Annotated in this window: 23 protein-coding genes; 13 read left to right on the top strand and 10 right to left on the bottom strand. The window is 64.7% G+C overall.

Annotated features, from left to right (window positions below; translation table 11 throughout):
- Positions 1–265: 265 nt before the first annotated feature.
- Entirely contained in the window at positions 266–691 is a 426-nt protein-coding gene (locus ASD87_RS04925) for a universal stress protein (RefSeq protein WP_082586192.1), read from the top strand.
- Between the two features lie 81 nt (positions 692–772).
- On the opposite strand, the gene ASD87_RS04920 is transcribed toward ASD87_RS04925, so the two are convergent.
- Positions 773–2,146 carry an MBL fold metallo-hydrolase RNA specificity domain-containing protein gene (locus ASD87_RS04920; protein WP_056317888.1) on the bottom strand — a complete coding sequence of 458 codons (1,374 nt, stop codon included), beginning with the start codon at positions 2,144–2,146 and terminating at the stop codon, positions 773–775.
- A gap of 166 nt (positions 2,147–2,312) precedes the next feature.
- Here ASD87_RS04920 and ASD87_RS04915 point away from each other — a divergent pair, with 166 nt between their 5' ends.
- From ASD87_RS04915 to ASD87_RS04885, 7 genes are all read left to right on the top strand, one after another.
- Entirely contained in the window at positions 2,313–2,768 is a 456-nt protein-coding gene (locus ASD87_RS04915) for a CBS domain-containing protein (protein ID WP_056317885.1), read from the top strand.
- Positions 2,769–2,797: 29 nt separating this feature from the next.
- Positions 2,798–3,313, top strand: coding sequence for a flavodoxin family protein (locus tag ASD87_RS04910; RefSeq protein WP_056317884.1), 516 nt, complete (start codon positions 2,798–2,800; stop codon positions 3,311–3,313).
- Positions 3,314–3,474: 161 nt separating this feature from the next.
- The gene (locus ASD87_RS04905) at positions 3,475–4,563 is read left to right on the top strand and encodes a PAS domain-containing sensor histidine kinase (RefSeq protein ID WP_056317882.1); all 1,089 of its coding nucleotides are present in this window, start codon (positions 3,475–3,477) and stop codon (positions 4,561–4,563) included.
- Entirely contained in the window at positions 4,560–5,213 is a 654-nt protein-coding gene (locus tag ASD87_RS04900; protein ID WP_056318770.1) for a response regulator transcription factor, read from the top strand. Before ASD87_RS04905 ends, ASD87_RS04900 begins: the two co-directional genes overlap by 4 nt.
- Positions 5,214–5,397: 184 nt before the next feature.
- Positions 5,398–6,132: a helix-turn-helix domain-containing protein gene (locus ASD87_RS04895; RefSeq protein ID WP_056317880.1), complete on the top strand. Its 735-nt coding sequence runs from the start codon at positions 5,398–5,400 to the stop codon at positions 6,130–6,132.
- A gap of 40 nt (positions 6,133–6,172) precedes the next feature.
- The gene (locus ASD87_RS04890) at positions 6,173–6,691 is read left to right on the top strand and encodes a hypothetical protein (RefSeq protein WP_156403377.1); all 519 of its coding nucleotides are present in this window, start codon (positions 6,173–6,175) and stop codon (positions 6,689–6,691) included.
- Entirely contained in the window at positions 6,688–8,490 is a 1,803-nt protein-coding gene (locus tag ASD87_RS04885) for an alpha/beta hydrolase (RefSeq protein ID WP_056317876.1), read from the top strand. Before ASD87_RS04890 ends, ASD87_RS04885 begins: the two co-directional genes overlap by 4 nt.
- A gap of 6 nt (positions 8,491–8,496) precedes the next feature.
- Here ASD87_RS04885 and ASD87_RS04880 read toward each other — a convergent pair whose 3' ends face one another.
- The 4 genes from ASD87_RS04880 to ASD87_RS04865 all read right to left on the bottom strand — a co-directional run bounded on the left by ASD87_RS04880 (position 8,497) and on the right by ASD87_RS04865 (position 13,050).
- Complete coding sequence (locus ASD87_RS04880) at positions 8,497–9,522, bottom strand: HAD family phosphatase (RefSeq protein WP_056317873.1); 1,026 nt, start codon at positions 9,520–9,522, stop codon at positions 8,497–8,499.
- 90 nt (positions 9,523–9,612) lie between these two features.
- Positions 9,613–10,755, bottom strand: a complete 1,143-nt coding sequence (locus ASD87_RS04875; RefSeq protein WP_056317870.1) for a formylglycine-generating enzyme family protein — start codon at positions 10,753–10,755, stop codon at positions 9,613–9,615.
- 56 nt (positions 10,756–10,811) lie between these two features.
- Positions 10,812–12,134: a tetratricopeptide repeat protein gene (locus ASD87_RS04870; protein ID WP_056318767.1), complete on the bottom strand. Its 1,323-nt coding sequence runs from the start codon at positions 12,132–12,134 to the stop codon at positions 10,812–10,814.
- 133 nt (positions 12,135–12,267) lie between these two features.
- Positions 12,268–13,050, bottom strand: a complete 783-nt coding sequence (locus ASD87_RS04865) for a hypothetical protein (protein ID WP_056317866.1) — start codon at positions 13,048–13,050, stop codon at positions 12,268–12,270.
- Positions 13,051–13,421: 371 nt separating this feature from the next.
- Here ASD87_RS04865 and ASD87_RS04860 point away from each other — a divergent pair, with 371 nt between their 5' ends.
- Together ASD87_RS04860 and ASD87_RS04855 are read left to right on the top strand one after the other, a co-directional pair.
- Positions 13,422–15,083, top strand: a complete 1,662-nt coding sequence (locus tag ASD87_RS04860) for an arylsulfatase (RefSeq protein ID WP_056317863.1) — start codon at positions 13,422–13,424, stop codon at positions 15,081–15,083.
- A 119-nt stretch (positions 15,084–15,202) separates the two neighbouring features.
- A complete protein-coding gene (locus tag ASD87_RS04855; RefSeq protein ID WP_056317861.1) occupies positions 15,203–16,138 on the top strand; it encodes an SMP-30/gluconolactonase/LRE family protein in 936 nt (311 codons plus the stop codon).
- A 7-nt stretch (positions 16,139–16,145) separates the two neighbouring features.
- On the opposite strand, the gene ASD87_RS04850 is transcribed toward ASD87_RS04855, so the two are convergent.
- Together ASD87_RS04850 and ASD87_RS04845 are read right to left on the bottom strand one after the other, a co-directional pair.
- Positions 16,146–16,631, bottom strand: coding sequence for a DUF6644 family protein (locus ASD87_RS04850; protein WP_056317859.1), 486 nt, complete (start codon positions 16,629–16,631; stop codon positions 16,146–16,148).
- A gap of 13 nt (positions 16,632–16,644) precedes the next feature.
- A complete protein-coding gene (locus ASD87_RS04845) occupies positions 16,645–17,031 on the bottom strand; it encodes a DUF6152 family protein (RefSeq protein ID WP_056317856.1) in 387 nt (128 codons plus the stop codon).
- 537 nt (positions 17,032–17,568) lie between these two features.
- On the opposite strand from ASD87_RS04845, the gene ASD87_RS04840 reads away from it, so the two are divergent.
- The 3 genes from ASD87_RS04840 to ASD87_RS04830 all read left to right on the top strand — a co-directional run bounded on the left by ASD87_RS04840 (position 17,569) and on the right by ASD87_RS04830 (position 20,381).
- Positions 17,569–18,918 carry an APC family permease gene (locus ASD87_RS04840; RefSeq protein WP_056317853.1) on the top strand — a complete coding sequence of 450 codons (1,350 nt, stop codon included), beginning with the start codon at positions 17,569–17,571 and terminating at the stop codon, positions 18,916–18,918.
- A gap of 108 nt (positions 18,919–19,026) precedes the next feature.
- The gene (locus tag ASD87_RS04835) at positions 19,027–19,833 is read left to right on the top strand and encodes a methyltransferase domain-containing protein (RefSeq protein WP_056318766.1); all 807 of its coding nucleotides are present in this window, start codon (positions 19,027–19,029) and stop codon (positions 19,831–19,833) included.
- A gap of 83 nt (positions 19,834–19,916) precedes the next feature.
- Entirely contained in the window at positions 19,917–20,381 is a 465-nt protein-coding gene (locus tag ASD87_RS04830) for an Rrf2 family transcriptional regulator (protein ID WP_056317851.1), read from the top strand.
- 6 nt (positions 20,382–20,387) lie between these two features.
- On the opposite strand, the gene ASD87_RS04825 is transcribed toward ASD87_RS04830, so the two are convergent.
- The 3 genes from ASD87_RS04825 to ASD87_RS04815 all read right to left on the bottom strand — a co-directional run bounded on the left by ASD87_RS04825 (position 20,388) and on the right by ASD87_RS04815 (position 23,133).
- The gene (locus tag ASD87_RS04825; protein ID WP_235512598.1) at positions 20,388–21,695 is read right to left on the bottom strand and encodes a type II toxin-antitoxin system HipA family toxin; all 1,308 of its coding nucleotides are present in this window, start codon (positions 21,693–21,695) and stop codon (positions 20,388–20,390) included.
- Positions 21,696–21,711: 16 nt separating this feature from the next.
- On the bottom strand, positions 21,712–22,056 hold the full coding sequence (locus tag ASD87_RS04820) for a helix-turn-helix domain-containing protein (RefSeq protein WP_056317850.1): 345 nt from the start codon (positions 22,054–22,056) through the stop codon (positions 21,712–21,714).
- 123 nt (positions 22,057–22,179) lie between these two features.
- Positions 22,180–23,133: an LD-carboxypeptidase gene (locus ASD87_RS04815; protein ID WP_056318760.1), complete on the bottom strand. Its 954-nt coding sequence runs from the start codon at positions 23,131–23,133 to the stop codon at positions 22,180–22,182.
- Positions 23,134–23,146 lie beyond the last annotated feature (13 nt).

Genomic DNA, 23,146 nt, shown 5'->3' with positions numbered 1-23,146 from the left:
TAAGTGGCTGAGGACTGCCTGCACGCGTCTCACACGCTGCGGCGCTCCCTTGACTGGCTGGCGGGGCAACGTCCTCTTGCATAGGCTTCATCTTGCGCGGGTGCGCCTGGCAAATATTGACCTTCGTCAACGCGCGAGCGGGGACGCCGCTGTCGGGGTGGGGCCGAAACCTTGATTCCAGTCAATGGCCGGGGCATCATTCGCGTCATGATGGTTGCAGGCAGCCGAGGCTGCGCCTTTCCTACCCCCAAATGTTGAGGCCACTGTGAAGAACGTACTCATTCCCATCGACGGCTCCGAAAACGCCTTGCGTGCCGTGAAGTACATGATCGATCACATCCGTGAGCATGGCGACTGCGCGATCCACCTGCTGAACGTGCAAATACCCATTGTGTCGGGCGCCGTCCGCGCGTTCGTCACGCCGGAAATGATCCGGGACTACTACGAGGATGAATCCAGCGCCGCGCTCGCCGAGGCGCGGTCGGTCCTGGATGCCGCCGGGGTCAGCTATCAAACGCAGATGCGCGTGGGGCCCGTGGCCGCAACGATCACCACCTATGCCGCCGAACAGCACTGCGACCACATCGTCATGGGTTCGCGGGGGCTAGGAGCCGCAGGCAGCCTGCTGCTCGGGTCGGTGGCGCTGAAAGTGCTGCACACCGCCCACATACCGGTCGTCATGATCAATTGACCAGGCGGGCCCGGCCTTGCCCGCCCGCTGTCCGGGCGGCCTGGGCCGGGCCCGCCCTTCCCTGCCGAGCGCCGCGCCGGATCAGTTCAACACGGCGGTTTCGGACGGCTCGACAGGATGGCAGCGCCAGCCAAGCTCGTCCTTGATGCGCAGGCGCAGCGCGTCGGCGGCCGCGGGTTCTCCGTGCACGATGTAGGTATGCCGGGGCGCGCTTGAGAATCCACGAAGCCAGCGCAGGATCTCGTCGGCGTCCGCATGCGCCGACAACATCGACAGGTTGTCCACCTCGGCGCGCACCGGCACATATTCTCCATGTATCTTGACTTGACGGGCGCCATCCAGCATGGCGGCCCCGCGCGTTCCCATCGCCTGGAAGCCGGCAAAGAGGATCGTGTTTCTAGGGTCTCTGGCGTAGTGCTTGAGATGGTGAATGACCCGTCCGCCCGTGGCCATGCCGCTGGCCGAAAGAATGATCTTGGGCATTGGCGAGCGGTCCAGCGCCTTGGATTGTTCGACGTCAGTGACGCAGGTGGCAACGCCGAACGCGGCCCTGGCATCCGCACGCGGCAATCGCTGATCGGCGGTATGCCGTAGATAGACGTCGACCGCGCTGCTGGCCATCGGACTATCCAGGTAGATGGGCAGATCGCGAGGGATGCTTCCGGCCAGCCTGAGCCGCCACAAATGAAACAACAGGAGCTGGGCTCGGCCGACGGCAAACGCCGGAATCACAAGGGAGCCCCCTCGCCGGATGGTGCGCTGGATGATGCCGGCCAGCGTGTCCGGCACGCTTTGCGTGCCGTGGCTGCGATTGCCGTAGGTCGATTCGACAATCAGATGATCCGCCTGCGTCACGGACGCGGGCGGCGGCATCAGCGGGTCGTCATAGCGGCCCAGGTCGCCGGAAAAAACCAGTCGTCCACCCGGGTAATCGAGTTCGACGATGGCGGCGCCCAGGATGTGGCCGGCGCGCGAGAACCGGACCTGCATTCCCCCCGGAAGCGGCGTCGGCGCATCGAACGGGACCGGGCGGAGCGCGGCGATCGCTCTGCGCGCGTCGGCTACCGTGTACAGCGGCAGCGCGGGACGATGGCGCGACAGGCCGTGGCGGTTCAGGTAATCGGCATCGGCTTCCTGCAAGTGGGCGCTATCCAGCAAAAGCAATTCGCACAGGTCGCGCGTCGCTTCGGAGCAATAGATCGGGCCGGCGAAACCCTCCCGCACGAGCCTGGGCAGATACCCCGAATGGTCCAGGTGCGCGTGCGACAGCAGCACGGCTTCGATTTTCGAGGGCGCCACGGGAAACGGCGCCCAGTTGAGCAGCCGTAGCGGCTTGAGTCCCTGGAACAACCCGCAATCCATCAGGATCAGCCGCCCGGACGCATCCAGCAGATGACGCGAGCCGGTCACGGTGCCGGCGGCCCCGCAAAAGTGTATGCGCAGCTTCTGTGTCATGGATCGACTCCTGACTGTCTGACCAAGTTTTCGCTAATAAGCAGCATTGATGTGGCAGGCCCATCCTTGCTTGACCAATATCAAGATAACCGCCGGGCGCGAGATCAACATAGGACCGACAAGCCAACAGGCGTGGGGCGTGCCCCCGCCACCCAGGAGAAATGCCATGAAAGCGCGCGACCTCATGACCGCGACCCCATACTGCGTATCCCCGCGTACCCCGGTTTCGCAGATTATGCGTGCCATGCTGGATCGAGACATTAGCGCCGTGATGGTGACGGGCGACGACGGCGCGTTGATCGGTGTGGTCAGCGAAGGCGATCTGGTGCGGCGCCAGGACAGCGCGCATCAGAGAAAGGTGAACCACTGGCTATCGCTCCTGGCAGAAGGCGAGGCACTGAATCTGGAATTTCTGCACAGCCTTCAACTGGGCGAGCAGACGGCATCGGCCGTGATGAGCAGCCCTGCCATCACGGTGGATGAGTCCGCCGACCTGTCCGAAATTGCAGATGTGCTGCTCAAGCGCGGGATCAAGCGGGTTCCCGTGGTCCGGCAGGGAAAACTGGTCGGCGTGGTCAGCCGCCGGGACATTCTTCAGGCGCTGCTGGCCCAGGAAGTCTGAGGCCGTCGTTGCGGCCAGGAGTGAACGCCATGCGGATCGGCATCGTCTTTTATTCACGCACCGGCACAGGACGCACCGTGGCCGAGCGGCTGGCATCGATCACGGGATGGGAGGTCCACGAAGTGCGGGACGCATCGCCACGCATCGGTCTTGCCGGCGACCTTCGCTGCGTCACCGATTGCCTCTTCAAGCGCCAACCCGAGATTCGCTATGCCGGCCCTGCCCTGGACCAGTTCGACCACGTGATCCTGATCGCGCCAGTCTGGCTGCGATCGCTCGCGGCCCCCATGCGCTCGTTCCTGATGACGCAGGGGCGGCTGATCAAGACCTACTCCGTCATTTGCGTGATGTCGGGCTATGGCGGATTCCGGGCTGTCGATGACATCGCCGCCGTCGTGGGCGCAAAGCCCCGCGGCATTCTTCTGCTCAAGCAGTACGACGTGCTGGCCGAAGAGTGCGACGCGTCCCTTTGCCGGTTCAAGGAAAGGACGCTCGCGGCCTGGGAATCGGACGGGAGCGACTCGCTGCTGTCGGCCGTTGACTAAGCGGCGCTCGGGCACCAGTCCAAGCCCCGCTGACCAGATCCGCCGCCTGCACTAGTGCACGTGGCGGTAGCCCACGCGCGACGCTCGCCGCTTGCGGAATTGTGTGTTGCAATGGACAAGTTCCCCCTGGAAGGGCGATCCCGGCACCCACATATCCAGCAATGAAGCTCTCCTCTGGCGCGCCTCCGCTGCTCGATATCATCCAGTCCGCCACAGAACCGATCATCACGATCGACGCGTTGCAACACATCGTGATGTTCAACGCTGCGGCGGAACGCGTGTTCATGCTTTCCGCCGACCAGGCCATCGGCGCCAGCGTGGACATCCTGATCCCGCTGCGCTTTCGAGCCGTTCATGCCAAGCATGTCGGCCGCTTCATGACCACCGGAATTTCCGATCGCCAGATGGGCCTGGGCGCGCCGCTATGGGGCCTTCGGTCCAACGGCGAAGAGTTTCCGATGGAGGCTTCGATATCGCAAACCTGCACCAGCGCCGGCGTGTACCTGTCGATCTTTCTGCGCGACATCACGGAGCGCCAGCGTATCGACCAGGCCTTGAGAGCGTCCCGGGACGAGCTGACCCGCCTGTCCAATGCCCTGCTTCACGTGCGCGAGCAGGAAAAGAAGCACATTGCGCGCGAGCTCCATGACGACCTGGGCCAAAGCCTGACGGCGCTGACGATGGAGCTGTCCCAACTTGAACCGATTCTGGCGTCCGACAACGTCGAGGCACGCGAGCGCGTGCGGTCCATGCGGCAGCTCATCAAGGCCACGTTCAAATCGCTGCGCCGCATCGCCTCTGACCTGCGGCCCGTCATGCTCGACGACCTTGGACTGGCAGCGGCGGTCGAATGGCTGGTGGCCAATTTCGTTTCGCGCTATGGCGTGGATACGGAATCGGACATCCGGATCGGCCCCGCCGAACCGGCAAAGCAGGTCGCCACCACCCTGTTCCGCGTCGTGCAGGAGGCGCTGACCAATATCGCCAAGCATGCGCAGGCCAGCGCCGTCCATGTGCGTCTTGTCTGTGACGACTCGCATTGCGCGCTGACCGTGTCCGACAACGGCGTTGGCGCCACACCGGAGAGTCTGGCCAAGAAGTTGCCCCTTTCGCTTGGCCTGCAGGGCATTCGCGAACGGGTCCGCCTGCTGGGCGGCGATGTTTCCGTTCATACCCGCAGGAAAGGCGGGTTTCGCCTGGAGGTGCGCATCCCGGTCCGCCCACCCGACTCGCAATGGGAGGCGACATGATCAACGTCATGCTTGCCGACGACCATACATTGCTGCGCGAAGGCCTGAGGCGGCTGCTCGAGCAGGCCGCAGATATCCGCGTCGGCGGCGAAGCCGGCAACGGCAACGAAGCGCTGAACCTTCTGGCCGAGGGGCAATGGGATCTTCTGGTGCTGGACATGTCGATGCCCGGGCGCGACGGCGTCGATCTGATCCGGCACATCAAAAACTCCCACCCGGACGTGCCCATCCTGGTGCTCACGATGCACGGCGAGCAGCAGTACGCCGTCCAGGCGATCAAGGCGGGTGCGGCGGGCTACCTGACCAAGGACAGCGCCAGCGAAGAGCTGGTGCAGGCGGTGCGCAAGGTGGCCGGTGGCGGGCGGTATCTGAGCCAGTCGCTGGCTGAAAGCATTGCATTTGACCGGTACGGGCATGCGGAATCGCTGCCCCACGCGCTCCTTTCCGATCGGGAATTGTCGGTTTTCCGCCATCTGGCGTCGGGCATGAACAATTCGGACATCGCGCAACTGCTGTTCGTGAGCGTCAAGACGGTCAGCACGTATAAAAGCCGGATACTGCTCAAGCTGCACTTGCGCAACCAGTCGGATCTGGTCCGTTACGCGATACGGCACCGGCTCGTCGACGATGACGACGCCCCTTCTCGCTAAGCACGCTGTAGGAATTTGCCTACATCTGTAGGCGTCGTCGGCCAAAACGTGGCGATCTGCGCTGATAGCGCACGGCAGCGCGGCATCCGATACTAGCCCCCAAAGCGATACCGACAAGGCGATACGGACAAGGCGATCGGCCTGCTGCCGCGTCACCGCCACATGCCCCCGAGGAGCCGCGGCCATGGACTCACCCATCGTTGTCACAAACTACACGGACAGTGCGCCAGGCGTGTCCGCCGATTGCGACCGTTGCGCCCTGGCCCGGATCTGCCGCGCAGGATCTGACGCGGCCAGGCCCCCCCTGAGCGACACGGTTCGCTGCCGGCGGCTGATTCACCGCGGCGAATCTGTCTACCGCGCGGGAGACGCGTTGCAGAACCTATATGTGCTGCGGTCAGGGTCGGTAAAGCTGCGCGCGACCAACCGGGCCGGCCTCGAGCAGATCATGGGCTTTCCGTCGGCGGGCGCGTTGCTGGGCCTGGATGCCATCGAGAGCGGCACCCATCGCTGCGATGCCATCGCGCTGGAGGATTCGCTCGTCTGCGTACTGCCTTTCTCGGACATCATGGGCAGATGCCGGAATGATTTCTCGTGCGCGCAGCAGTTCCACCGCTTGATCGCTCACGATATCGATCAGTACCGGCGGCTGTTGCTGACCCTGGGGTGCATGAAGACCGAGCAGCGGGTCGCCGATTTCCTGGTGGGAATGTCGGACCAGATGTCGGCCAATGGCTACTCTCCCCTCGCCTTCACCTTGAAGATGACGCGCGAGGACATCGCCAATCATCTGGGCATGAAAGTCGAGACGGTCTGCCGCGTGCTGGGCCGCCTGCAGGAGGCGTCGCTGGTCAACGTATCCCGGCGACAGCTCCAGATCCGCGACGTCGATGCGCTGCGGCAGATGAGCAGCGGGTAGGCGTGCCTGCGCCTTGCAGGATGTCGTTCGGAACTTGAGTTTGGTCAACATCCCGGTCGCGGGCAGGCCTATTCTGGCTGGAGCAAGCCGGTCGGCCGCCGAAGTGCCGCGTCGAGCGGTTACGCCTGACCTGGAGGATGACCTTATGCAACCCGACTATGAACCCTACGTGGCGCTATACAAATACGGAATTCATTCTGCGCTGGCCGCGGCCACCGGTTATTTCGAATTCGCGCGGCAACTGCGCTCGCTGCAGCTCAAGACCGACAAGGAAATGCTGGCATTCGCCCAGGAAGCCAATGCCCAGGTCAACGCTGCGACGTCTCTGACCGCCATGTGCGCCCTGCACCAAAAATTGATGACGGATCTGATGGGCCGCGAGTTCAGTTATCTGAAGGAAATGGAGAAGATCGCGCGCGAGACGTCCACCATGACCGCCGCAGCCCTGCGTGAGAGCAAGAATCCCTGGCAAGAAAGAATGTCGCAGATCGCGGAAAGCACGGCCAAATTCCTGGCCGACGGCAACGCCGTGGCCGCAATGACACGCGCCAGCCAATGACGCATGTGAGGGTCGCGAAGGCGCATCCGGCCGCGGAACCCGTTACCGACCCGTCGGCATCGGCGCCGCCTGGCGCGGACAACGCGCTGGCGGCGCTGGACTATTTCAGAGCGGCGCTCATCGCGCAGCTGACGGGCGGCATTTCACCAAGCGCCCTTGCGCTCGCGATGGCCGACTGGCTGATCCACCTGGGGGCCGCGCCTGGCAAGCAGATCGGATTGGCGCTGCAGGCGGGAAACGCCATCCAGGCGCTCAGCGCGCATGCCGCGATGGCCCTGGCGGGCCGCCCTCACGTCTGTCCCGAAGCTGCCCTTGACCGCAGGTGCGCCGCGCCGGCCTGGCGGGCTGAACCCTTCCAATATTGGCAGCATTGCTTTTCCGAAGCGCGCAAGTGGTGGGCCGAGGCCACGACCCATGTGCCGGGAGTCTCCGCCCATCACGCCGACGTCGTTTCCTTCTGCGCAAGCCAATGGTGCGACGTCTTTGCGCCGGCCAACTTTCCCTGGTCCAACCCCGAAGTGATTGAGCGTACGGTGACCGACAAGGGCCTGAACCTGGTTCAAGGGATGGGACATCTGGCAGAGGACGTGCGGCACAGGCTGTTGGGCCTGCCGGAGCCCGGCCTGGAACGGTTCGAGGTGGGCGTCAACGTGGCGGTGACCCCCGGCACGGTGGTGTACCGCAATCACTTGATCGAACTGATCCAGTACGCGCCCTCCACGCCTCAGGTCCGTCCGGAGCCCATTTTGATCACGCCGGCGTGGATCATGAAGTACTACGTGCTGGATCTGTCGCCCGAAAATTCCCTGATCCGCTACCTGGTGGCGCAAGGGTTCACGGTGTTCTGCATCTCATGGCGCAATGTCGATGCGCGCGACCGCGACCTCTGCCTGGACGACTACCGCCGCCTGGGCTTCATGGCGGCAATGGCGGCGGTCAATCGATGCGTGCCCGGCCAGCGCGTGCATGCCGTGGGGTACTGCCTGGGCGGCACGCTGCTGGCCATCGCGGCCGCGACCATGGCAGGCGACGCGGACGACCGCCTTGCCACGATCTCCCTGCTGGCGGCGCAGACCGACTTCACCGAGCCCGGTGGCCTGGGCTTGTACATCGACGCGAGCGAGGTGCATATGCTGGAAAGCGTCATGTGGGCGCAAGGCTACCTGTCCGCCGGGCAAATGGCTGCGGCCTTCCAGTCCTTGCGGCCCATCGAGGATGTCGCCAGCCGAGCGGTGCAGACCTATTTTCTGGGTCAGCGCATCCTTCCGAACGACCTCGTCGCCTGGAATGCGGATTCGACGCGCATGCCGTACCGGATGCATGCGGAGTATCTGCGCAAAATGTTTCTGAACAACGAACTGGCGGCCGGACGATTCGAGGTGAACGGCCGCACGATTGCCTTGCGCAACATCCGCACGCCCATCTTTGCGCTGGGTGCGGTCAACGATCACATCGCGCCCTGGCGTTCCGTATTCAAGATCCATTACCTGACGGACGCGGACATACGCTACGTCTTGACCAGCGGCGGCCATAATGCCGGCGTCGTGAGCGAGCCGGGGCATCCGGGCCGCTGGCACCGGCTTTCCGCAGGGCCGAAGGATGATCTGCGCGCGGGTCCGGACGAATGGCTGGCCACGACCATGCAATGCGGGGGGTCGTGGTGGCCGACGTGGACCGAGTGGCTGGCGCATCGCTCAGGGCCCTTGCGGCCCGCACGGTCCGGCGTTGCCGGGCGGCGGCCCGACGACGATCCTGGCGCGCCGATGGCCGCGCCGGGCAGCTACGTCATGCAGAAATGACGCGTCTCAAGGCCACGGTTGCGCGTAGATCCGTTTCCACTCCTTCTCCATGTCCACGACCGTCCAGCCTCTGGCGGGCGCCTCGTCCAGCGCCTTGTCGAGCCGGCCCACGCTGGAGTGCCGGTCGTAGGCCCACTCGCGCTTGGCGTCGGTGTGGTGCACGATGCCTCCGAAGCGTCTGCCTGGCCCGGTCGTCGTCCACTGCAGCATCTGCAAGTCGCCGTCGGAATTGCCGAACGCCATGATCGGACGCTTGCCGATGTGGCGCTGGATCGCCACGGGCTTGCCCGGGCCGTCGTTGTTGAAGTCCAGCTTAGGCAGCCGCATGAGTTCGAATCCACTGCCGTTCGTCACGAATTCGCTGCCAAACAGGGTGCCAATCACCTGCTCGGGCGGGATGCCGTAGGCCTGCGCGGTCCAGGCGCGCATGAACTCCGTTTCCCCGCCCGACACAATGTAGGTCGTGAAACCGTTGGCGCGCAGGTAGTCCAGCAGTTCGCGCATCGGCGCGTACGTCATGCTGTCGTAGGGCAGCTTGGTGCGCGGGTGGCGGGCGGTGTCCAGCCACTGGTCCACGCGCTGCGTGTACTGGCCCACCGGCATGCCGGTGTTGGTTGCCAGCAAGATCTCCATCATGCCGTGCACGCCCGATCGGGCCACGGCCTCGTGGTCGCCCTGCAGCACCGCCATGAAAGGCTGGCGGGTATACCAGTCCGGATGTGACGGCGCCAGCGCATGCACTTCATCCATCGAGAACATGACCTGGAAGTAGATGGGCTTCTCGCTCCACAGCGTGCCGTCGTTGTCGAACACCGCGATGCGGTCCTCGGCGGGCACGAATTCCGGGCTGGCCGGGTCGGTGACCGCCTTCACGAACGCCACGATCGCCGTGCGGGAGGGGCCATCGGTCCAGGACGACAACCCGGCTTGGCTCTCGCGGCCGGATGACGCGCACCCGGCCAGCAGGAAAAGAACCCACAGCCAGATCCAGGCCAGCCGCCGCGCATATTGGTGTTCGAATGAAGCGTGCATGATCTTCCCCCTGGAATGCGCGCAACGCGCGCGGGCCCTGCCAGACCGGCGGCAACTGCCTGCCCTGCCCGCTTCCTGCCTGGCGCACAATCAACGGCTGGCGATGCTGCCCTGCGCTGCCTGCGCCATCTTCCATTGCTGCGGCGTCATGACGGTCCGGAACCCGATGTGGGACATGGGATTGAGCGGGTCCGTGCCGCGCCGTGCGCTGGCGCGGTAGCTGATGCAATAGGTATCGCTGCACAGGAAGGACCCGCCCCGGGTCACCCGCTTGGGCGCCGATGCCGGCATGCCGGGTTCGTCAGGGTCGAAGCTGCTCGCCGGCCCGGCGGGGTCTTGCGGCGGCTGGCGATATTGCGCCTGAATCCTGAAAGCGTCCGCGCGGTACCAGTCCGACGTCCATTGCCAGACGTTCCCGGCCATGTCGTACAAGCCATAGCCATTGGGCGAAAAACTGCCCACGGGCGTGGTGCCGACCTGCACTTTTTCATCTTTCACGACCGGAAACGGTTGCGCCTGGCGCGTGTCCCAGATGTTTGCCATGGCCCGGCCTTGCGGCGACAGCTCGTTGCCCCACGTGTAGGTCGCCTGCGCGAGGCCGCCGCGCGCGGCGAACTCCCATTCGGCTTCGGTCGCAAGCCGCTTGCCCGCCCACTTGGCGTAGGCCTGCGCATCTTCATAAGACACCTGCACCACCGGATGGTCGTCCTTGCCGGCGATGGTGCTGTGCGGCCCCTCGGGATGCCGCCAATTCGCGCCGGGAACAAAACGCCACCAGCGCGAGTAGTCCCGCAGCGACACCTCGGTCTGCGTGCCGACGAACACCATGGCGCCCGCCTGCAACGCACTGTCGTCCGGGCGTGGCGTCCCCGCGGGAAGCTGGACGCGCAGGTCTTCCCAGCGCGGCTTTTTCTCGGCGGTCGTGACATAGCCGGTCGCCTCGACAAAGCGGCGGAATTGCGCGTTGGTGACATCATGAACGTCCATCCAGAACCCGCTCACGCGCACCTTGTGCGCCGGCCGCTCGTTCGGTTGCGACATCTGATGATCGTTGCCCATCAGGAACTCATGGCCGGGGATCCACGCCATTCCTGCCGGGCCTTGCTTGCCGTCTCCCAGCTTGACGACGGGAACGTCCTTCGCGGGCGCGGAGACCGCGACATAGGCGCCGATGACGCCTGCCGTGCAAAGGATGGCTGCCACTGCAATTCCAATACTGGCTCGTCTTTTCATGCGCTTTCTCCGTCAGGCGCGCATAGCCGGCACCAGGCCGCCGTGCGTGCCGCCACCTACAGCGCTGCGGCCCGCGCGGCAAGCGCGCGGTTGCCTGCGCTGCCGGGCTTGAGGGCCATGCGTTCGGCAGTCAGCACCTTGGCCAGAGAGCGCGCGCCGTCGCGCAACGCCGCTTCCACCAATGTCAGCGCCAGCACGTCGCGCTGCGCGTGGCTGCCGCCGAATCGATGCGCAACAAGACGCACGTCCCGCAGCAGGTTGACGGCAAGCGCGTAATCTTGCCGGGCGAACGCGGCCAGCGCGTGCGCCACGGGCAATCCCACATCCCGGGTCATCATCGCGTTCGTGCCCGTGCCGTCCGCCGCCGTTTCCATCGACTCGATGAGCGCCTGGGCGGCAGCGCCGTCACCCGCGCCCAGATACGCCATCAGCGCATGCACGTCATTGAAGGCGTAGAACCCGGCGCCGCCACGCGTCTGCCAGACATCGGCAAGTTGGCGCCATCGCGAGCCGGCATCCACGCCTCTCAAATGCAGACGCCACAGCATGGCGGAGGCGTCGATCAGATCCAGCACCTGGCCCGTGGAAGCTTCGCGCAGCCTGCTGTCGTACAACGCCAGCACGTCGCCAATCTCGTCGCGATCCAGCTGAAACAGAGCCAGATGCCACCAGTTGTGGATGGCCAGCATGTTGTCCTCGGACCAGTCGCCCCGTCTTCCGTTCAGCCAGGCGATACCCTCGTCGATCCGGCCCTGCATTTCCAGGACGTGAGCGACGGCGTGCACGGCCCAGGGATCGCGCGGGTTGAGCTCCAGCGCACGGCGCCCTTGCGCCTCGGCTGGCCCGTACAGGTTCGTCTCTTCCAAGCCGAACGCGTGCATGCCCAAGACGTAGCCGTAGTCGGGCATCGAGCGGTCCCAGGCGGGCAGGATGCCGGCGACGCGGTCGCGCAGCATGGTCGAGCGGCCGAGCAGGAAATCGCCAATGTGGCCAACCTGCAGCGCCAGCGTGTCGTGCGGATAGTCAGCAAGGATGTCGGCATAGCGCCGCAAGGATCGGGAGAATTCCCCGTCGAGCCAGGCGCGGGCCGCGGCGGCGTGGCGGCGTTCGCGATCGTTGGCAATGTCGTAGAGCGCTTCGGCGGCTTGCACGCTTTCGCGCAGCAGCGGTTCGACGCATTTGTCGCTGGCGGTGATCATCATTCCCGCGCGCAGCAGATGGCCCATCACGAAAACGGGGTCATCGGCCAAGGCCTCGTCAATGACGCCCAGCGGATCGCCGTAGTAGCCATGAAACAGGCTTTGCGCCCGCTCGTAGGCGGCCATTGATGCCGGTTCATCGCTGGAAACCGGGTTGCCCCGTACATCGCTCAGCGCCATGGTGGTCTCCCAGAGGCCGGCCCGCGACGGGCTGGGAAAATCTTCAAAAATATAAGCATGGTTGCGGCGTTCCGGCAAAACGCAGTTGCGCTAGTGCGGTTGCACCGGACGCGCGGGTCCCCGCCACCCGATGTCAGTGACTGCCGTCCGGATTGCCCATGCTTGCGCGCTGCGCGACCAGCAAGGCGTCGCTCTGGTCGATGCGTATCGTGCCGATCCGCGGAAATTCGAAGTCGACGATGATGTAGAGCGCCGCGGTCATCACCACGCCATAGATGCACTGATGCAGCAACGTTTGCCGCTTGGCGGCCGCCAGGTTCACGCCCACCAGAAACGCGCCCGTCAACGCCAGAAAGCCCAGGAACACGTACGCCGCGAGAGGTGGGTGCACCTTCTGGGCGGCGGACAGCGAGGTCGCGGCGTCGAACATGTCGTTCACGGCGGCGACGTACGACGCGGCCAGCGGCGGCGGTACGCCGTTTTTCGTCGCGGCGATCGACGCGCGCCAGATATCCTGTTGCATCGCGGACGCCTTGGCCGCGATGCCCACACGCTCCGTCAGGTCCGCGACACGGCGCTCATACCGTATCCGCTGGTCGACGTACGCGCGGAATTGTTCGCGCACGCCGGGCTGGTCGGTGGGGGCCAGCAGATCGATCCGCAGCCAGGCCGTGCCAATGGCGTTGACCTCCTGGATCACCAGATTGCGCCGCTCGGCCATGCGCTGCGCGGCGCCCGAAAAGGTAAACGCCACCAGCAGTCCCAGCAGCGCAAACACCGATGCCTCGATGGCGGCGACGCCTGCGCCACCCTGCTCTTGCAGCCTTCGGCCCAACCGCCTTCCGAAAGCGATGGCGCAAAACAGCGTCACGAAAAATGCCAAGGCCAGCCCCGCCAGCAGAAACGAGTAGTCCATATGATCCCCGCTTGTCCGGTCACCTAAATGCGCCCGCCGGCCGCACGCCCACGCGCGCCGGGACGCGACAACGATACGAGCTACCTGCCGTGCCTGGCAACGTTGTGGCGCTGGCCCAGAGTAAGCTCACTGCCCAGCTTTGGCCGCGTGGTGCGCGCGCTCCAGTCCGTGCGGATCATCGGAACGCCGCGATGCGCGCGCGGGCAAGAATTTCGTTGACACGCGCTGTTAGAGGATGAAAATTATTGCGGTTCAGCCCACCCGAAGTGCGTATCCGGGCATGAACGCTCCCCCAAGTACGTAGGCCAATGTGAACCGCACGGTTTGCAGCGTCGTGCGGTTGGTTTCACTCTCAAACAGCGGAGTTGAAAATGGCGACCAAACGAACTTTCACTTGTGGTGCCGCAGCGCTTTTCCTGGCCAGCGCGGTACTTTGCGCACCGGCTGTCGCGCAGGACCCGCGCAAACCCAACATCATCCTTCTCGTGTCGGACGACACCGGACTTGGCGATCTCGGTCCGTATGGCGGCGGCATCGGGCGCGGCATGCCGACGCCCAACATCGACCGGCTGTCGAGCGAAGGCATGACCTTCTTTTCGTTCTATGCGCAGCCCAGTTGCACCCCCGGCCGCGCGGCCATGCAGACTGGCCGCATTCCCAACCGCAGCGGCATGACGACCGTGGCGTTCCAAGGCCAGGGCGGCGGTTTGCCCGCAGCGGAGTGGACGCTGGGATCGGTGCTCAAGACCGCGGGCTACAAGACGTTCTTCACCGGCAAGTGGCACCTGGGCGAAGCCGACTATGCCCTGCCCAACGCGCAGGGATATGACGAGATGAAGTACGCCGGCCTCTATCACTTGAATGCCTACACCTACGCCGATCCCACCTGGTTTCCTGACATGCCCGCCGACGTGCGGGAAATGTTCCAGCGGGTCACCAAGGGTGCGCTGTCCGGCAACGCGGGAGAGAAAGCGCGCGAGGAATTCAAGATCAACGGCCAGTACGTCGACACGCCCATGGTGAACGGCCGTGAAGGCGTCGTCGGGATTCCGTTCTTCGACCGCTACGTGGAGAAGGCATCGCTCGACTACCTGGAGCGCAACGCGAAGTCCGAGCAGCCGTTCTTCATGAGCATCAACTTCATGAAGGTGCACCAGCCCAACATGCCGGATCCGGACTACATCCACAAGTCCCTGTCCAAGAGCAAGTACGCGGACTCGGTTGTGGAGCTGGATTCTCGCATCGGCCGCATCATGGACAAGATCCGCGAGCTGGGCTTGGACAAGAACACGCTGGTGTTCTACACGACGGACAACGGCGCCTGGCAGGATGTCTATCCCGACGCGGGCTACACGCCGCTGCGCGGCACCAAGGGCACGGTGCGAGAAGGCGGCAACCGGGTGCCGGCCATCGCCTGGATGCCGGGCAAGATCGCGGCGGGCGTCAAGGATCACAGCCTGGTGGGCGGCCTGGACCTGATGGCAACCTTTGCCGCGGTGGCGGGCGTGAAGCTGCCCACGAATGACCGCGAGGACAAGCCGATCATCTTCGACAGCTACGACATGTCGCCCGTGCTCTTCGGCACCGGAAAGTGCGATCGCAAGGCGTGGTTCTATTTCACGGAAAACGAACTGTCGCCGGGCGCCGTGCGCGTGGCCAACTACAAGGCGGTCTTCAACCTGCGCGGCGACGACGGCGCGGTGACCGGCGGACTGGCCGTGGACACGAACCTGGGCTGGAAAGGCGCAGAGTCCTACGTCGCGACGGTGCCCCAGGTATTCGATTTGTGGGCCGATCCGCAGGAGCGCTACGACATTTTCATGAGCAACGTCACCGAACGGACGTGGACGATGGTCATGATCAACGACGCCGTTGCCCCGCTGATGAAGACCTACATCGACTATCCGCCCCGCAAGATGCAGAGCGAAGGCTATACCGGTCCACTGACGCTGTCGGCCTACGAGCGGTTCCAGTACATCCGCGAAAGCCTGGCCAAGGACGGCTTCACCCTGTCATTGCCCAGCGGCAACTGACGCCCCGCGCCGCCCGCGCCGGGACGAGGGGCCGTCCAGGCAGGCGGCTTGCTGCTGACGATGGATGGGCACGGCGGCGCCACCCCGGCAAGCTGCCGCCTGCCTAAACAGGAGGCTTTATGTGGGAACCCACCGAGCGCTATCCCGATCCGGCCATTGAGGTCCTGGATCCCCGATTCCAGACGATCCGGCTCACCAACGCCGGCGTCGAGCGATTGGCGAGCGGCATCCGGTACGGCGAAGGCCCGGTGTGGTTCGGTGACGCGAGGTGCCTGGTCTGGAGCGACATCCCCAATAACCGTCTGATGCGCTGGGACGAGGAAACGGGCGCCGTATCGGTGCACCGCAAGCCCTCCGGGTACATCAACGGCAACACGCGCGACCGTCAAGGCCGGCTGGTCAGCTGCGAGCATGGCGGTCGACGCGTGGTCCGCACCGAATACGACGGCTCGCTGACCGTGCTGGCCGACCGTTTCGAGGGCAAGCGCTTGAACGCGCCGAACGACGTAGTCGTGCACAGCGATGGGTCGGTCTGGTTCTCCGACCCCCTATTCGGAATTCTCTCCAACTACGAAGGCTTTCAGGCGCAACCCGAGCTGCCGACGCATGTTTACCGCCTGGATCCGGACTCCGGCCGGCTGGACGCCGTGGTAAGCGGCATCCACAACCCCAACGGCTTGTGTTTTTCGCCGGACGAGCGCCTGCTGTATGTCGTGGACAACGGTTCGACGCCGAATCGCATCCTGGTCTACGCGGTGGGACAGGACGGGTCGCTGGACGACGGCCGCACGTTTGTCGAGGCAAGCACCGACGCGATTCCCGACGGCATACGCTGCGACACCGACGGCAATGTCTGGGCGGGCTGGGGCCCGGGCCCGGCCTTGAGCGGGGTGATGGTATTTGCGCCCGACGCCACGGCCATCGGCCGCATCGCCCTGCCCGATCGGTGCGCCAACCTTTGTTTTGGCGGGGCGCGCCGCAACCGGCTGTTCATGGTCACCGGGCAATGTCTCTTCGCGCTGTATGTGAATGCGCAGGGGGTCGGGTACTGCTGATGCCGGCCTACAGAAAGCCGATCCAGCGCCCCGCCACCAGACAACCCAGCCACAGCACCAGAGAGGCCGCCGCCTGAATGCGCAGCGCGGGCGACGGCGGACTTCCATTTGCTACGCTTGCCCAAGCCCTGCCCCGATTCACCAGCCAGGCGTTGACCACGCCTGCCGCCAGCAAGCCCATCTTGGTCAGGAATGCCGGGTTGTACAGGTAGTCGAGCGGCCGCACCGAGAACAGCAGCGCCCCCGTCAACACCGCCAATGCCAAGCCCGTTGCGGCCGTGCGCGCCAACACGGGCGCCAGGACGGCCAGCGCACCCGGCTTGAGTACTCCGAGCAGGCGCAGATCCAGCGGAACGATCGAACCGATCAGTAGACCAATGGCGCCGATATGGGCGGCGTTGATGAGCAGATAGAGAACGCCGGACCGGCGCAGCCACAGCGCTGGCGGCACGGATTGAAGCTGTTCGAGCGCAAGTCGTAGCAGGTCAGGCATCCACGGCCCGCGGTCAAGGCTTCTTGATGCGGCTGGGATAGATATCGTAGGTCTTGCCGCCAACGGTCACCTGGACCGCCTTCATGCGCTTGGCTGCGGCGTCCTGGTCTCGGTTGCCGACGGCGGTGATGGCATCGCCAGGTTTGGCGGAGCCTTCCACGAAACCGGCTTCCTTCGTCTGACTTGGATTGCCAAGCTCGACGGTCCAGACGCCATCCTTGGCCCGCACCTTGAGCGAGGGATGCGGTGGCGCGATCTGCACCTGCTCGACCGTGCCCTGCAGCGTCATCTGTTCGGATTCGGCCCACGACCAGCCGTGATGCGCCAAGGCCGATGGAGCAGCGCCGGTCATGGCGAACAGCGCCAAGGCGGCAAACAACGCGTGTCGGGAAAGCTTCATGTCGATGCTCCTGTGGTTGCGGTGGCATGCCATTCCCCGCGCCGCGACGCAGGGTTGAGCGCACGAAAAAGCAGGATAGCAGCGCGTTTCCAACGTGCGAGGAAATTTATTGAACGCGCGCGGACAAAAAAACGTGGGCCGTACTTAAGAAATTACTTTAGATATTCAACTTTAACTTCGAATTTTTCATTGGAGATATTTTCATTCAATATCAATAGCTTGAAGACTAAATATAAGATATTGCATGAATATTGAAATCTGGTGATCTCTGTTTTTGGATGACGCCCGGACCCAGGAAAACCCTGCGGAACTTTCCGCCGCCGGTCACGGTCGCTTTATGTTCAGGCAATTGTCAGCATATGCCGACATTTGCCCTGAGCATCCGTCCGCGCGTCCACCCCGGGAGAATTGCATGTCATCGCTCCGCTCGCGTTTGCCCGCGAATTTGTCCAACACTCTCACCACGCGCCCCCCGGATTTCCTGCTTGTCCCTCGCCTGCCGCTACGCGCCAATCCATGTCTGCGGCGCGCACTCCCATGAGCGCCGTCCCTGATACGGTGAACAGCCCCGCGCCCACTGGCCTGTCGGTCATGGACGCGACCATGGTCCTTGTGGGCGTGGTCATCGGCATCGGCATCTTCGGCTTTCCCCCTCTGGTCGCGCAGCACGCGCATTCGGAAGCGGTCTATATCGGCCTCTGGTGCGCGGGCGGACTTGTCATGCTGGTCGGCGCGCTTTGCTACGCGGAACTCGGCTCGGCGTATCCCGGCGCGGGTGGCGAATACCTTTATCTGACCCGCGCTTGGGGACGGCGCGTCGGGCTGATGTTCGCCTGGGCGCGATGCTCCGTCATCCAGACCGGCGCAATCGCAGTCGTGGCATTCATCTACGGGGATTACGCGCAGCGGCTTCTGCCCCTGGGATCCCTGGGCCCCGCTGTGCACGCGGCCATCTCCGTCGTCGTTCTGACGGGCCTGAACATGATCGGCACGCGTTATTCAAAACGGCTGCAATGGGTTTTCACGGTGCTGACCCTGATTGCGCTGGCCGCGGTGCTGATCGCCAGCCTGACCGCGTCGGGCGGCGAGTCTGTCGCTGCCGCGTCACCGGCCCCGCTGTCGGGCAATACCGCCGGGCTGCTCGGCATGGGGATGGTCTTCGTGCTGCTGACCTATGGCGGCTGGAACGAGGCCGCGTATCTCAGCGGCGAACTGCGCGATCCCGGGCGCAACATGAGCCGGGTGCTGCTCATCGGCACGGCGGTTGTCACCGCCGCCTACGTGCTGACCAACATCGCGCTGCTTGAGATCTTCGGACTACAGGGACTGCGGGACACGCCCGCCCTGGGTGCCGAGGTCATGCAGCTGGCCGCAGGACCCTATGCGGCGGCGCTGCTCAGCCTGACCATCTGCGCCACGGCGCTCAGCACCATCAACGGCACCATCATTACCGGCGCGCGGGTGTACTACGCGCTGGGCCGCGACGTGCCCCGGCTGCAGGCGCTGGCGGGCTGGAGCGCGCGCAACGAGACGCCTGTCAGCGCGCTAGTCGTTCAGGGCGTGATCACCCTTGCGCTGGTGGCGCTGGGCGCGTTCAGCCAGAACAGCGTGCAGACCATGGTGGCCTACACGGCGCCGGTGTTCTGGCTTTTCATGATGCTGGTCGCCGCCTCGGTCTGGCGCCTGCGCCGCCTGGACCCCGACCGCCCTCGTCCTTTTCGCGTTCCGCTCTTTCCGCTGCCGCCCTTGCTGCTGGCGCTGACCTGCGCCGGACTGGTCGTGTCCAGCGCCATGTATGCCGGCGCGGGCGCCCTGATCGGGCTGGCGGTGCTGGCGGCCGGCGCGCCACTGATGCGCCTGCTCAAGCCCGCCCAGGCCGCAAGCTGACTGGCTCTTCCCCTGTCCTCCACCGTCCAAGGAACCCTCACCATGCCACGCTCCCTCGACCATTCGAAAACCGCGTCCCAGGTATTCACCCCGCGCCTGCGCCTTGCGATGCTGGCCTCGGCGATGGCGTTCACGCTGCTGAGCGCGGGCGCCGCCATGGCGCAGACTGCCACTGCGCCCGCCAAGGCCGGCGCCCAGAAAGGCTACGTGCCCGACGTCGGCCAGGAAGGCAAGGACGTCATTTGGGTGCCTACCCCGCAGACCCTGGTGGACAAGATGCTGGACATGGCCAAGGTCACCCCCAAGGACCGGCTGATGGACCTGGGCTCGGGCGACGGCCGCACGGTCATCACGGCCGCACAGCGCGGACTAACCGCGCAAGGCATCGAATACAACCCCGACCTGGTCGAGCTGTCGCGCCAAAATGCCAAGCGCGCGGGCGTGGCCGACCGCGCCACGTTCGTGGCGCAAGACCTGTTCACCACCGATCTGTCCCAGGCGGACGTGATCACGATGTTCCTGCTCTCGACCATCAACGAGAAGCTGCGCCCTAAACTGCTGGAGCTGCCGGCCGGCACGCGCGTGGTGTCAAACACCTTCCGCATGGGCGATTGGGAGCCGGATGCCTCGGAAACCGTCACCGAGAACTGCCAGACTTATTGCACGGCGCTCCTGTGGATCGTGCCGGCCAAGGTGCAGGGCAAATGGGATCTGGGCGGGCAGACGCTGCAGCTTGACCAGCACTACCAGATGCTCTCGGGCAAGCTGGGGTCCGTGCCGATCTCCGACGCCCGGATGGACGGAAAGTCGATCACCTTCACCGCCAATGGCGTGCGCTACGCGGGCGAGGTGAACGGCCGCAGCATGAGCGGAAGCGCGGCCGGCAAGGGGGAATGGCAGGCCAAGCGGATCTGATCGATGCCCTTGCCGCGGGGCGCGGCTGTTCGGGTGCCGCGCCGCGTTGACCATGGCTGCCGTCATGCAATAGCATCTGTTGCATGAGAAGAGACAGCAAGCTTTCCGGCGTATTGCACGTTCTGCTGCATATGGCCGAGCGCCCCGGTCCCATGACCTCCGATGACCTGGGCCGCGTCATGCAGACCAATCCTGTCGTCATCCGCCGCATCATGGGCGGCCTGCGGCAACAGGGCCTGGTCCGGTCCGAAAAAGGTCATGGCGGCGGATGGACGATTTCGTGCGATTTCAAAGCGGTCACGCTGCGCGATATCTACGAAGCGCTGGGCGCGCCCGAGATCTTCGCCATGGGCAACCGCAGCGAATCGCCCGGATGCTTGGTCGAAGAGGCGGTCAATGCGTCGCTGGACGACGTGTTCGAACAGGCCCAGCAACTGCTTCTGGACCGGCTCGGCAAGGTCACGCTGGCCGAACTGAGCCGGGATTTTCACGCGCGCATGGTCGAGCGCGGTCAGGCGTACGACCCGCACGCCGTTCACGAGGTTTGAGCCGCCCTATTCCCACGGCTGGCGCCACGCCATCAATGAGGCCTCGACGTGTTCGATTTCGGCCTGTGACATGCCAGCTTCTTCGTAGAAACGCCTGCGCTCGCCCACCACGTCCCGCACGCGGTCGATGATCGACCTGGCGGCTCCTTCCGACCGGAGTCCGAAACGCCGGTACTCGGTCAGGCAATTGGCAAACGTGCTGTCGCGGCCGGCGGAGCCGATGTGAAGGTAGTGCCGCGCCGAACCTTCCTGGGTCACCACATCAAAAAGCGGCGACAGCCGGTAGGTGCGCGCATCTTCGTCTTTCAGAAATCCGACATTCTTCAGATGGTCGTCGGTGTTGTGGACCGCGACGTTCAGGATCATGCGCGCGTATAGTTCGAGCAGATCCTGCACGGGATTGGACGAGATACGGCGCGCCACGTCGGCCAGGCGCGCGTAGGAATACGTGGCCTTGCCGCGCGGGCCGTCGAGCTCGCGTTTGCCGATATTCACCGACGGGCTGATGAGCGATGCGCCGCTGAGGAAATGCCGCCGCGCGATGACCGGGTCCGCGCCCTGCCTGACCGGCAGCAGCTCGCGATCGAATCGGTGCGTCAGCAGCACGGCGCCCAGATGCGTTTGCGCCAGGCGGATCTGCGGCACGTTCAGGCCGATGGCCTTGGCCATCTGCAGGTTCGCGTATTCCACCCGCTGGCGGTCGTAGGATTCGCCCTTGCGCGGAAACTTGGCAATCCACATTTCGCCCGCCTCGTCCCGCACGATCGTCTTGGGCCGCGCCCCGCCGATATCCCATGAGCTGCCCAGGATGTCGCGATACAGCCCCTTGGGCTTGATGCCCTGGTCGATGTCGGTCAGCAGGTCGGCCAACGAATCCAACTGGCTGACTTCGGGCAGCCGATAGGTCTTGCGCATGTTGGGCGTCAATTGCCGGGCGCTGAAAAAAAGCGCCCCCACGCCCATGCCCCGCCCCTTGAGCAGCACTTCGTTCTCTGTCACGCGGGCGCCCGCGTTGTCCACGCGCATTACGTTGCGGCCCCAGGCATCCGGCGCGGCGTCGAAAATCGCGCCCAGCGTCTGGTACCGGCTTTCGGTCCGGAAGGTGGTGGCGGAGTCGGTTAGCGGCAGATTGAGCGGATCCAGCGAAAACGCCCGTGGATCGTTCACGTAGGACTGCACGTAGGTGAATTCGGCGAAGAAGTGATTCTCGTCGCTGTCATCCAGGGTCAGAACGCCAGCCAGCACGGCCTCGCCCCGGATGTCCACATAGACGAAAAGCTCGCTTTCGACGGTTTTGGTTTTCTTGGCAGGCACGATGTTGACCACCGCGTTACAGGCTGGACGGATCGGCGCGATGCGAATGCTGCGCCTTGCCGCTGCCCCGAGCGGGACGGCGCATGGCGTCAAGCCGTTTGCCCACGCCATCGAGGTCCGGGTCGCCCAATGCGAACACCTGGTCGCCAAAGCCGTACAGCAACAACGCTTCAACGGCGAGCGCCAGGGAAACGCCGCCATCGCCGCGTTCCAGCCGGTTGATGGTGGCGCGCGACACGCCCATGCGGCTGGCCAGCATGGCCTCGGTTTCATTGCGGCGAAGGCGCGCGGTGCGGATGTGCGCGCCCAGGCGAGCCAAAGCCTCGGCGGCCTCGAAACTGGGTCCGATTTTCTTTTTCATGCCGCAATAATAGCGCCATGATTGACTTTATGCACTATTAATGAGGCAATCCGTGGCCAATTCGTGACCAATTAATGGCGCATAAATATGACTTATGCGCCATTAATGAGGCATTTCAGCGCTTTAGCCAGCGGCTGCACGGATCACTGCCTGATCCAGCCGCAACCCTGCCCGCGCGGTGTCCAACGTGACGCGCGCCCCGAGCGGCAGGGTCAGGTTCGGATCGCCGTGTCCACTGGGCCAGCCAGCCAGCACCGGAATGCCTCGAGCGCCGAACTGTTCGAGTATCAGCGGATACAGCAGGCTCTGCGCCTGCGCGTCGTCCAGGTTCGTCCCGATGATGCGGGTGAAATTGCCCACGATCACACCTTGGACGCCGTCGAACTTGCCTGCGGCCGCCAGTTGGCTCAAGAGCCGGTCCACGCGCGGCAGCGCCTCGTTGACGTCTTCAAAAAACAGAATCGAATCGCGCGTGTCGATCTCGTGCCGGGAACCGATTAGCGCGGCAATAAGCGCCAGGTTGCCGCCCACCAGCCGCCCGCTTGCGGTGCCAGCCACCAGTTCCATGGCCCGGCCGTCCGGGGGCGGCTGGATCCACGCGCCTTCCCCGATCTGGCCGCTCAGCATCGCCAGCAGATGCGACTCGGTGGGTTCGCCCTTGCCTGCCACCAGATCCTGCGCCAGCATCGGCCCATGAAACGTGACAAAACCGGCGTGGCGCTGCATGGCCAGATGCAAGGCCGTGATGTCGCTGTAACCGATGAAGGGCTTGGGGTGTTGGCGCAGCAGCCCGTAATCGAGCCTGTCCAGCAAGCGCCATGAGCCAAAACCGCCTTGCAGACACCACACCGCGCCGATGTCCGGCGCGGCGAACGCCGCGTGCAGGTCATCCAGGCGCTGTACGTCGGTGCCCGCCAGGTATTCATACGGAGCGTCGAGCCGGGTGCGCGACGCCGGCATGATCACCGGAAAATAACCCCGGTCTTCGAGCCATTGCGCGGCAAGGTCGCTGGCGTTGGGCGCGGCGGATGCGGGCGCCACGATGGCGACCTTCGCACCCGGCCGCAACTCCGGCACGGGTGCTGCCGAG

The organism is Achromobacter sp. Root170, assembly GCF_001428165.1.
GTDB lineage: Bacteria > Pseudomonadota > Gammaproteobacteria > Burkholderiales > Burkholderiaceae_B > Achromobacter > Achromobacter mucicolens.
Note: the sequence above shows the minus strand (reverse complement) of the source record. Positions and strands in the feature narration are given on the sequence as shown.

Bases quoted from the DNA above. Each gene is read 5' to 3' on its own strand.
- ASD87_RS04905 (WP_056317882.1), top strand. From the start codon at position 3,475: ATGAAGCTCTCCTCTGGCGCGCCTCCGCTGCTCGATATCATCCAGTCC.
- ASD87_RS04920 (WP_056317888.1), bottom strand. From the start codon at position 2,146: ATGACACAGAAGCTGCGCATACACTTTTGCGGGGCCGCCGGCACCGTG.
- ASD87_RS04880 (WP_056317873.1), bottom strand. From the start codon at position 9,522: ATGCACGCTTCATTCGAACACCAATATGCGCGGCGGCTGGCCTGGATC.
- ASD87_RS04885 (WP_056317876.1), top strand. From the start codon at position 6,688: ATGACGCATGTGAGGGTCGCGAAGGCGCATCCGGCCGCGGAACCCGTT.
- ASD87_RS04820 (WP_056317850.1), bottom strand. From the start codon at position 22,056: ATGAAAAAGAAAATCGGACCCAGTTTCGAGGCCGCCGAGGCTTTGGCT.
- ASD87_RS04835 (WP_056318766.1), top strand. From the start codon at position 19,027: ATGCTGGCCTCGGCGATGGCGTTCACGCTGCTGAGCGCGGGCGCCGCC.
- ASD87_RS04915 (WP_056317885.1), top strand. From the start codon at position 2,313: ATGAAAGCGCGCGACCTCATGACCGCGACCCCATACTGCGTATCCCCG.
- ASD87_RS04855 (WP_056317861.1), top strand. From the start codon at position 15,203: ATGTGGGAACCCACCGAGCGCTATCCCGATCCGGCCATTGAGGTCCTG.
- ASD87_RS04900 (WP_056318770.1), top strand. From the start codon at position 4,560: ATGATCAACGTCATGCTTGCCGACGACCATACATTGCTGCGCGAAGGC.
- ASD87_RS04840 (WP_056317853.1), top strand. From the start codon at position 17,569: ATGAGCGCCGTCCCTGATACGGTGAACAGCCCCGCGCCCACTGGCCTG.
- ASD87_RS04895 (WP_056317880.1), top strand. From the start codon at position 5,398: ATGGACTCACCCATCGTTGTCACAAACTACACGGACAGTGCGCCAGGC.
- ASD87_RS04830 (WP_056317851.1), top strand. From the start codon at position 19,917: ATGAGAAGAGACAGCAAGCTTTCCGGCGTATTGCACGTTCTGCTGCAT.
- ASD87_RS04865 (WP_056317866.1), bottom strand. From the start codon at position 13,050: ATGGACTACTCGTTTCTGCTGGCGGGGCTGGCCTTGGCATTTTTCGTG.
- ASD87_RS04875 (WP_056317870.1), bottom strand. From the start codon at position 10,755: ATGAAAAGACGAGCCAGTATTGGAATTGCAGTGGCAGCCATCCTTTGC.
- ASD87_RS04870 (WP_056318767.1), bottom strand. From the start codon at position 12,134: ATGGCGCTGAGCGATGTACGGGGCAACCCGGTTTCCAGCGATGAACCG.
- ASD87_RS04845 (WP_056317856.1), bottom strand. From the start codon at position 17,031: ATGAAGCTTTCCCGACACGCGTTGTTTGCCGCCTTGGCGCTGTTCGCC.
- ASD87_RS04910 (WP_056317884.1), top strand. From the start codon at position 2,798: ATGCGGATCGGCATCGTCTTTTATTCACGCACCGGCACAGGACGCACC.
- ASD87_RS04860 (WP_056317863.1), top strand. From the start codon at position 13,422: ATGGCGACCAAACGAACTTTCACTTGTGGTGCCGCAGCGCTTTTCCTG.
- ASD87_RS04850 (WP_056317859.1), bottom strand. From the start codon at position 16,631: ATGCCTGACCTGCTACGACTTGCGCTCGAACAGCTTCAATCCGTGCCG.